Below are 9,537 nucleotides of genomic sequence, written 5' to 3'. Positions count from 1 at the left end.
ATCGATTGACGCGAAGTCACGAGCAGCACCGCCGTGTACTTTTGCAAGTACCGTACAGATAGCTGCGGTCAGCGTAGTTTTACCATGGTCAACGTGGCCAATAGTACCAACGTTAACGTGCGTTTTCGTACGTTCAAATTTTTCTTTAGACATGACAGTCCCTCTAAGCACGGTATTTCGGTGGCATTACGACCACACAACCAACAATCAGGTTTGTTGAGTATATATCAAACGGCTTGAAGTTACCTTGGAGAGGATGGTGCTGATAGGCAGATTTGAACTGCCGACCTCACCCTTACCAAGGGTGCGCTCTACCGACTGAGCTATATCAGCACTCTAAAAAGAGTGGAGCGGGCAGCGGGAATCGAACCCGCATCATCAGCTTGGAAGGCTGAGGTAATAGCCATTATACGATGCCCGCAATCGTTACTCGTAGAGCTATTCAAACAATTTGAAAATGGTGGTGGAAGAAGGATTCGAACCTTCGAAGGCTGAGCCGTCAGATTTACAGTCTGATCCCTTTGACCGCTCGGGAATTCCACCTAAATTTTGGTGCCGGCTGCCGGAATCGAACTGGCGACCTACTGATTACAAGTCAGTTGCTCTACCAACTGAGCTAAGCCGGCGACAAGTGCTGCGCATTCTATGCCATGGATTTGAGGGGTGCAATAGGGAATTTTAAAAAAATGGGTGATTTTTTCGTCTTTTGCGCATTTTTTCGCGTGATTGTTGCGAAAATAACCAGCCCGCCCACTCAACGCCAATCGTCGGCGCTTTTCCTTCCCTTTCGTTTGCGGTATCGTCAACCTCTTTACTGGCTTAAGGCACATGGATCATGAATGCAACGCTAACGCCTTATTTGTCGTTCGAGCGTCAACAATGGGCTGAACTGAGGGATGCAGTGCCCATGACGCTCACCGAAGATGACATTGACCGCTTGCGCGGCCTTAACGAGCATTTGTCGATGGATGAGGTGCGCGATATTTATCTTCCTCTATCCCGGCTGCTTAATCTCTATGTGAAAGCGCGCAAAAGCCGGACGGAAGTGCTAGACGAGTTTTTATCCCAGCCCGTCTCAAATCATGTGCCCTATGTCATTGGCATCGCGGGCAGCGTCGCCGTGGGGAAAAGTACCACCGCACGTCTTTTAAAAGCCCTGCTGACACGGTGGCCAGATCATCCTAAAGTTGCACTCGTGACCACTGACGGCTTTTTATACCCCAACGCCGAGCTTGAGTCGCGTGGCATTATGCATAAAAAAGGGTTTCCGCAATCTTATGACATGCGCAAGCTGGTTGAGTTTGTGGCCGACGTCAAATCAGGAAAAGACTGCGTCACCGCGCCGATTTATTCTCACTTGGTGTACGACATCACTCCTGACGTGCAAAAAGTGGAGAAACCCGACATATTGATCCTCGAAGGGCTCAACGTCCTGCAAAGTGGCATGGATTACCCGCATGACCCACATCATGTGTTTATTTCCGACTTTCTCGACTTTTCTATCTATGTCGACGCCGAACCAGAGTTACTAAAGCATTGGTATATTGAGCGCTTTATGAAGTTCCGCCGAGGTGCCTTTCTCGATCCACAGGCTTACTTTCATCACTACACGCGGCTATCGGTCGACGAAGCCACTCAAAAGGCGGCGACCATCTGGGATGACATTAACGGGAAAAACTTATCGGAAAACATTTTACCCACCCGTGAGCGCGCCAGTTTAATCCTAGAAAAAGGTGCCAACCACTCTGTTCAACGCATCCGTGTGCGCAAATAGTCCTTACAATCGCCGAGATTAGTCATCGCGTCTTAGAGAAATCTCTCCACCTAAATAAGGCGTGATGTCACCCTCAACGTCAAGTAATAAGGCACCGTGTTCGTCGATACCGCGCTCAATACCGCGGACTTCCCGCTCTCCCATGAGTAGTTTGACGGGGCGATCAATAAAGTTATCCAACTTGGGCCAGTCGGCCATGATGCTCGATAGCCCATGTTGCTCATAGTCAATCAGTGCTTCTTTTAAACGCTCAATCAAGGTTGCCGCCAATGTATTGCGCGATGGCATTGGATGGCAAGCGTCCGCTAATCGAGCCCAAGGCTGATCGATGCTGTCACGCAAATGCGCCCCCATACCAATATTCAACCCCATGCCGATCACAAGGTGAGCCGCATCGCCCGTTTGCCCCGTCATTTCCACTAAGATGCCAGCGAGCTTTTGATCCTGAAAATACAGGTCGTTGGGCCATTTCACCTTCACACCTGGCGCGCCTAGTTCATGGAGTGCTTTGGTGATCGCCACACCAACCACTAGGCTCAGTCCCATCGCCGCCGCAGGGCCGGCATCTAAACGCCAATACATCGACAAATACAAGTTACTGCCAAAAGGCGACTGCCACGCGCGACCACGGCGACCCCGTCCTTGCTGCTGATATTCAGCCAAGCAAACACTGCCTGACGCAAGTTGTCCAACACGTTCCATCAAGTACTGATTGGTCGAATCAATGACCGGGATCACGGATAAAGCGGGCACATCGGTATGCTCACTGAGCCAGACGTCATCGAGCAACTCAATCGGTTGTGATAAGCAATAGCCTTTGCCCTGCACCCGATAGATATCCAGTCCCCACGATTGCAACACTTTGATATGTTTGCTGACCGCCGCTCGGCTCATGCCTAGCGCATCGCCTAGCATTTCGCCAGAGTGGAACTCACCATCGGATAAACGATCGATAAGGGTAAGCCTTGCGGTATGTGCACTGCTCATTGTGCCTCCAAGCTGGTTTCGCCCTTGGCGCCCATAAAGCGCACCTCATGGTGCAAGGTCACACCAAACCGCGCCTTGACTTCGTCGACCACCTGCTTTGCTAACTGAATGACGTCTTGGCTGGTTGCATGATTAGCGTTGGTCAGCACTAAGGCTTGTTTTGGATGTACACGCGCGCCTCCCACTTGCTTGCCTTTCAAACCACATTGGTCAATCAGCCAGCCTGCGGCGAGCTTCTTTTTCCCCTCTCCGGCAAAGTACATGGGTATCTCGGGATAACAGGTTTGCAAGGTTTGCGCCTGGTGTGCATCAATCACTGGGTTTTTGAAAAAGCTTCCCGCATTGCCACACTCACGGGGATCAGGGAGCTTGGCTTGGCGAATCGCACAGACCGCGTCAAAAATGGTTTGCGCTGATACCCGCTCTGGATCGAGATCCGCCAGCGCACCATATTTGAGCACGGGCTGCCACGTCTTCGCTAATCGCAACCCCACTTGCGTAATCACCCACCCTGTCATCGCGTCGGTTTTAAATATCGAGTCGCGATAGCCAAATTGGCAGGCTGCTCGGGTCAAACGACGTGTTTGCTGAGTCAATGGATTGACGATATCGACATACGCGCACCGCTCGCAAAACTCGACACCGTAAGCACCAATGTTTTGAATCGGCGCCGCACCAACACAGCCAGGAATAAGCGCGAGGTTTTCCAGCCCAGGGAACCCATTATCAATGCTCCAAGCGACTAAGTTATGCCAGGATTCTCCAGCCCCTACATGCAATACCCAGTGGTCGCCCTCATCATCGACTGATATACCAGTCAGGCGATTAAGCACCACCACGCCCTGAAAGTCTTGGCAAAAAAGCAGGTTGCTGCCTTCTCCCACCACTAGCTTAGGAAGCGTCAGATCGTCAGCATGCTGCCAAATCGCATATAAATCCTCCACGGTGTGCGCTTCCACGATCGCATGAGCGTGGGCGGGGAGACCAAAGGTGTGATGGGGTGTCAAGGACACATCAGATAACCACTTCATCAATGCATTACGCTGTCAGAAAAAATCATGGATAGGTATACTACCTGTCCTGCTCGTATTGCGCATCTATTAGGCTATGGATAATTACCACATTCACCCACTCGAGCCGTTACGGTTTCCTCTCGTGGCACGATTCTATAAAACCTACTATCCACCGGGTAAACCGAAAAAAGATGAACATATCTGGGTGGTGGATGGACCCAGCGGCTTATGTGGTGCGGTCCGCTTTCAACAACGTCAAAATTACCAATTACTCACTGGCATGTTGCTGCACCCACACTTGCGCGGGTCGGGGCTAAGTCATCAACTACTCGACGCCGTCCAGCCCGTATTGGCGCAACGCCCAAGCTTTTGCTTGGCATTTCGACCATTGACCGCTTTATACATGCAACACGGTTTCAGCAGTGTGGACACGCCAGCCCTGCCAGAGGAATTGGCAGCACGCTACCAAAGCTACTGTCATAGCGGTAAAGACTTAGTCGCGATGCAATACGCACCTAAAGCGTGACATTTACAACAAAGCCACCGCGCAGTCATCCGTGACTTGACCTAATTTCTGGTATAATTCAGGGTTTAGCATCAAACCGCTCGACTCTGGCCGTCGAACAACAAGAGGTAACAATGGATTCAGCGAACGCAAACCGGCAGCTTATCGACCGTCTGCCCACCATTGCGCACCAGCCAGAAAATCTCGAAACCTTATTAGATGCCGTCTCGTTTAGAGAGCGCTTGCTTAGTGAAATAAAAAAGGCGAAATCCAGGATTTACCTCGTCGCCTTGTATCTGCAGGATGATGAGGCTGGACGTAGCGTGCTTGATGCACTGTATGAAGCGAAACAGGCCAATCCTGATCTGGATATCAAGGTATTAGTCGATTGGCATCGCGCGCAAAGAGGCTTGATCGGGGCAGAGCAATCTGACGGCAATGCGGGATTATATCGCGCCTATGCTGAGCGTTACCCGCACAAAATAGAGGTACTCGGCGTACCAGTCAGAAACCGAGAAGTGTTTGGCGTGCTGCACCTAAAAGGCTTTGTGTTTGATGACACAGTGCTCTACAGCGGTGCAAGCTTAAACGATGTTTATTTAGCGCAACATAATAGATATCGATACGACCGCTATCATGTGCTCGACAATAAAGCGCTTGCCGACACCATGGCAGACTTTATTGTTAATACCCTAACGGCGGATAGTGCGGTCAATTGCCTCACCTCGCCAGATCGGCCAAATAGCAAAGCACTTAAGCCTAGCATTCGTGAGTTTCGAACTCAGCTGCAGCGTGCGAGTTATCGCTACGATAATGAGCCTCTCCGTGAGGACCAAGTCGGGCTAACTCCTATGGTCGGATTGGGTAAACGTAAGAACAAGCTCAATCGCTATATCTGCCATCTAATTGCGAGCGCGCAAAAAGAGTTGGTGATTTGCACCCCTTACTTTAATCCGCCACGCAGTGTGGTCAGAGAAATCCGCCGTGCACTACGCCGAGGTGTGACAGTGAGCATCATTGTTGGCGATAAAACCGCCAATGACTTTTACTCACCGCCAGAAGCGCCCTTTAAGACCATTTCGGCACTCCCCTACCTGTATGAAGTCAACCTACGTAACTTTGCGCGCCGTAACGAAGCAGCCATTGCCAAACGCCAGTTAAACATCCATATTTGGAAGCATGATGACAACAGTTTTCACTTAAAAGGAATCTGGGTCGATCGCCAATACATGTTGCTGACGGGCAATAACCTGAATCCACGCGCATGGAAGCTAGACTTAGAAAACGCTATCTTGATCCATGATAAGCATCAGCAACTCGAAGCGCAGAAACAGCAAGAAGTAGATAAGATACTGGCACACACTCAGTTGGTCGGCAGCTATAAACAGATCGAAAAAATGGAGGACTATCCCGTCCCGGTCAAACGTCTGCTCAAGCGGATTAAGCGGGTTAAGGCCGATCATTTACTCAATCAAATACTCTAGGTGATGATGCGATGAAACAAGCCAAAATTGCCGCGATTGACGTTGATGCACAATGCACATTCACACCGCTTTGTCCTGATGAGCTGCCTGTGCCTGAGGGCGACACCATCGGGCCAGCTCTGAATCAGCAAGCGGCATTGGCTGACCTACGCGTACTCACCAAAGATGCACACCCCACCAATGCTGTTTGGGTGGTTGATAAACCTGCTGATATGTTGCAGCCCTTAGCACATAAGAATGCTGATCTAACTTGGGTCAAGCATGCTGTGCCCGGCACCAAAGGATTTGAAACCATCGATGGCTTGCCCCCGGTCACCGAATACGACTATGTGGTTTGGAAAGGTATTGAGCCTGATCTTCACCCCTACGGTGCATGCTTTCATGATATTGAAGAAAAACTCAGCACGGGCTTGATTGAATGGCTACACAGCCAAGAAGTAGAAACCGTGGTTGTCGGTGGCTTAGCTACCGATTACTGCGTCAAAACCACGGCTATCCAATTGAAAAAGCGCGGCCGTTTTGACGTCATTGTCAACCTTGCCGCGTGTCGTGGTATTAACCCCGACACGGTATCGTCGGCTTGTGACGAAATGGTCGCCGTCGGTATTCGACTCGTGGATAGTCAAATCGCGTTAAGCTGCTTACTTCCGCGTTAATTTGTATCGCAGTGGATCATCAATTTCCGCTGCGATCTTCCTCGCTATTTTAACGAAACTCATAGCCCGCACACATCAATAAGTTTGAGTCTTTAGACATAAATGCATTTTGACTAACAAGATTACTAGGCTTGTTAACCACTATCCTCTACTGTCTTGTTAACTATTTTCACAATAAAAAATAAGTTTGGAGGATAGCATGCTCAAACCTACCGCACTGGGTCTCCTGATCGGCGCGTCATTATGTAGCACCGCTTGGGCGATGCCTGCATCGCAGCTTGATGCACTCGGAAACGGCCTCGATGTCCAATACCAAGTCATTGATAATAAGCAAGATGACTGGCGTTCATTTATGGGTAACGTCGCCTTTACCAACCAAAGCACTCAGACACTGCCTAAAACAGGCTGGGCGATTTATTTCAGTCACATCCGCATGATCAATTCGATCGATACCGATCAACTTAAAGTCTCACACGTCAATGGGGATCTCTTCAAACTCGAGCCCACGGACAGCTTTGTTCCGCTCGCCCCTGGTGATCAATTAGTCGTCGGCTTTAATGCCTCTGACTGGCAAGTCGCAAAATCCGATATCATGCCAAACTGGTATTTAGCGTCCGACGGTGAAGCTGGCATGCATACCGCATTGATTACCAGTACCAGTAACCACAAAAATGGCCAAGTGCCCACCAAGCCGGATGATGAGCTCGCCTTTGTCGGTGACTTTGACACGCCCGCACAGTGGAAGCGCTACGGCGGTGCACTCACCGACCATTATGACCCGTTCACGGCCGAACAGCGCTATGCGCGCAATGCTGATCTGTCGTTGGTCAATACCCAAGGGCACGTGCTACCCACCCCTGCCAGTCGCATTGAGAAAAATGGCCATGTCATCCTCGATAGCGAGTGGACCGTGGTCTACGACAATGGCTATCAAGCGCAAGCACAATGGCTTGCCGATCAACTTGGCATTTCAGCCACCGACTGGGCACCTACCAACCAAAAAGTTATTCATGTGGGCTGGGGAAAAGTCAGCCTGAATGGAAGCGACCAGTGGCATGAAGCGTATCGCTTAGATGTACAACCTGAGCAGCAGCGTATTGACATCGATGCCCCTGATCAAGCGGGAGCCCTATATGCTGCGCAAAGCCTGCTGCAACTCAAAACCGGCGACACACTCAAGGCGGTGACGCTAACTGACGCACCACGCTTTGCTTACCGAGGCCTGTCTGTCGATGCGGCGCGAAACTTCCGCAGCAAAGAAGCCATCTTTAAGTTACTCGATCAGATGGCCGCTTTGAAACTCAACAAACTGCATCTACGCCTCAGTGATGATGAAGCATGGCGTATTGAGATCCCAGCCCTCCCGGAACTGGCGGACGTCGGTAGCAAACGCTGTCATGATTTGTCGGAAACCCGCTGCGTGTTGCCCTTCTTAGGTGCAGGGCCTGACGGCACAGAAGCATCCAATGGGTATTACACCACGGAAGATTATCAAGCGATCTTGCGTAAAGCAGAGGCGCTCAATATCACCGTCATTCCAGAAGTAGATATGCCAGGTCACGCGCACGCGGCCATCAAAGCGATGGAAGCGCGTTACCACAAGTACATGGCACAAGGTGATGAAGCCAAAGCGAAAGAATATTTGCTCACGGACTTTGAAGACGACACACAATACCTCTCTGTGCAGATGTTTACCGACAACGCGATAAATGTCTGTATGGAATCCAGTTATCGCTTCGTCGATACGGTGGTTGCCGCGCTCGTCGACGCGCATCGAGACATACAGCCGCTCGATACATTTCACTTTGGCGGTGATGAAATTGCCGGTGCCTGGAAAGAGTCGCCCGTCTGTCAGTCCTTTATTGCAGATAACGATGCAGGTGTGAACAGTGTTGACGATCTGAGTCAGTACTTTGTTGAGCGTATTTCGCACATTACCCAACGTCATCAGCTCGATCTCGGTGGTTGGGAAGATGGCCTCATGCACAACAATAAAGTCTATCCACGCGCACAACTTGCCAATGAGCACGTCTATGGCAACGCGTGGCAAAATATCTGGGAGTGGGGCGTTGCCGATCGCGCCTATAATCTCGCCAACAATGGCTATGGCGTTATCTATAACCAAGCCACACATCTCTATTTTGACCACCCCTATGAACCAGACCCAAGTGAGCGTGGCTATTATTGGGCACCCCGTTTTACCGACACCCGTAAGACGTTTAGCTTTATGCCCGATGATCTCTACGCTAACGCAGATGTAAAGCGCAATGGTGCACCTATCACCAAACAGGAAGTACTAGACGCTGCCACCGTGAAAACACTGACGCGTCCAGACAATGTGCTTGGTTTACAGGCATCTATTTGGAGTGAAACTATTCGCTCCGATGGCCAATTTGAATCCATGACCTTCCCTCGCCTCTTCGCCATGGCTGAGCGAGCTTGGCACCGTGCCGAATGGGAAGCAAGCACTCAAACCGGACAAGAGGCGAATCAAACCAAGCGCAACATTGATTACAACCTCTTTGCTAATCAGTTAGCGAACTACTGGTTCCCACAACTAGAGCAACAGGGTGTGGGCTTCCGCTTACCCGTTCCGGGTGGAGTGATAGAAAGTGGTATATTGAAAGCGAACTCGCCATTCCCTGGACTCACCATTGAGTACTCAACCGATAATGGTGCAAGCTGGCAGACCTATGATGCGGCGAACGCTCCTCACGTCACTGCACCAGTGCAGCTGCGTACCATTTCAGGTGATCGAGTAAGTCGAGTCAGTAAAATTCAATAATCAAGCTATTACACAGCTTAGAAAAAACAAAGCCCCGTCGACAAGACGGGGCTTTTTATTGGATCTTGGATAGATGGAAAATGAAAAGACATCTACTCGGCAGGCAGTTTAAAGCAAGGCATAAAGGGCCAGGCTTTATTGAACTTCCAAATACAAAAAAGCCCCGACCGTGAGGTCAGGGCTTGGTGTTTTCTCATCAAAGTCTTACGCATATCCGCTTTGATGATTAAATCTGTTTTTGCCTTCAGATTTTTCCAAAAATCTGAAAACAAGAAAGCAAGCCTGGCGATGTCCTACTCTCACATGGGGAGACCCCACACTACCATCGGCGCT

Annotated in this window: 8 protein-coding genes and 4 tRNA genes; 5 read left to right on the top strand and 7 right to left on the bottom strand. The window is 50.3% G+C overall.

The features are described from left to right. The 5 genes from BZG25_RS15335 to BZG25_RS15315 all read right to left on the bottom strand — a co-directional run. Positions 1–153 (bottom strand): GTP-binding protein (locus BZG25_RS15335; RefSeq protein ID WP_241828664.1); only part of this gene is annotated, 153 nt, incomplete at its 3' end. 104 nt (positions 154–257) lie between these two features. Continuing rightward, positions 258–333: transfer RNA gene (locus BZG25_RS15330), tRNA-Thr, on the bottom strand. A 13-nt stretch (positions 334–346) separates the two neighbouring features. Further along, a tRNA-Gly gene (locus BZG25_RS15325) sits at positions 347–421 on the bottom strand. A gap of 37 nt (positions 422–458) precedes the next feature. Beyond that, positions 459–543: transfer RNA gene (locus tag BZG25_RS15320), tRNA-Tyr, on the bottom strand. A gap of 7 nt (positions 544–550) precedes the next feature. Continuing rightward, a tRNA-Thr gene (locus tag BZG25_RS15315) sits at positions 551–626 on the bottom strand. A 209-nt stretch (positions 627–835) separates the two neighbouring features. On the opposite strand from BZG25_RS15315, the gene coaA reads away from it, so the two are divergent. Then, on the top strand, positions 836–1,774 hold the full coding sequence (gene coaA, locus BZG25_RS15310) for a type I pantothenate kinase (protein ID WP_077579423.1): 939 nt from the start codon (positions 836–838) through the stop codon (positions 1,772–1,774). A gap of 18 nt (positions 1,775–1,792) precedes the next feature. Here coaA and birA read toward each other — a convergent pair whose 3' ends face one another. Both birA and murB read right to left on the bottom strand, forming a co-directional pair. After that, the gene (gene birA / locus BZG25_RS15305) at positions 1,793–2,761 is read right to left on the bottom strand and encodes a bifunctional biotin--[acetyl-CoA-carboxylase] ligase/biotin operon repressor BirA (RefSeq protein WP_077607340.1); all 969 of its coding nucleotides are present in this window, start codon (positions 2,759–2,761) and stop codon (positions 1,793–1,795) included. Further along, a complete protein-coding gene (gene murB, locus BZG25_RS15300; RefSeq protein WP_077639346.1) occupies positions 2,758–3,792 on the bottom strand; it encodes a UDP-N-acetylmuramate dehydrogenase in 1,035 nt (344 codons plus the stop codon). Before murB ends, birA begins: the two co-directional genes overlap by 4 nt. A 124-nt stretch (positions 3,793–3,916) precedes the next feature. Between murB and BZG25_RS15295 the strand changes: the two genes are divergently transcribed. The 4 genes from BZG25_RS15295 to BZG25_RS15280 all read left to right on the top strand — a co-directional run bounded on the left by BZG25_RS15295 (position 3,917) and on the right by BZG25_RS15280 (position 9,204). Further along, positions 3,917–4,300, top strand: coding sequence for a GNAT family N-acetyltransferase (locus BZG25_RS15295; RefSeq protein WP_338012966.1), 384 nt, complete (start codon positions 3,917–3,919; stop codon positions 4,298–4,300). A gap of 113 nt (positions 4,301–4,413) precedes the next feature. Beyond that, on the top strand, positions 4,414–5,763 hold the full coding sequence (gene pssA / locus BZG25_RS15290; RefSeq protein WP_046074503.1) for a CDP-diacylglycerol--serine O-phosphatidyltransferase: 1,350 nt from the start codon (positions 4,414–4,416) through the stop codon (positions 5,761–5,763). An 11-nt stretch (positions 5,764–5,774) separates the two neighbouring features. Continuing rightward, positions 5,775–6,419: a nicotinamidase gene (locus BZG25_RS15285; RefSeq protein WP_077607337.1), complete on the top strand. Its 645-nt coding sequence runs from the start codon at positions 5,775–5,777 to the stop codon at positions 6,417–6,419. Between the two features lie 199 nt (positions 6,420–6,618). Continuing rightward, on the top strand, positions 6,619–9,204 hold the full coding sequence (locus BZG25_RS15280; protein ID WP_077639345.1) for a family 20 glycosylhydrolase: 2,586 nt from the start codon (positions 6,619–6,621) through the stop codon (positions 9,202–9,204). The last annotated feature ends 333 nt before the right edge of the window (positions 9,205–9,537 follow it).

It is taken from the genome of Salinivibrio sp. ML198 (genome assembly GCF_001996015.1).
GTDB lineage: Bacteria > Pseudomonadota > Gammaproteobacteria > Enterobacterales > Vibrionaceae > Salinivibrio > Salinivibrio siamensis.
This window is presented reverse-complemented; position numbering and strand designations above follow the sequence as displayed.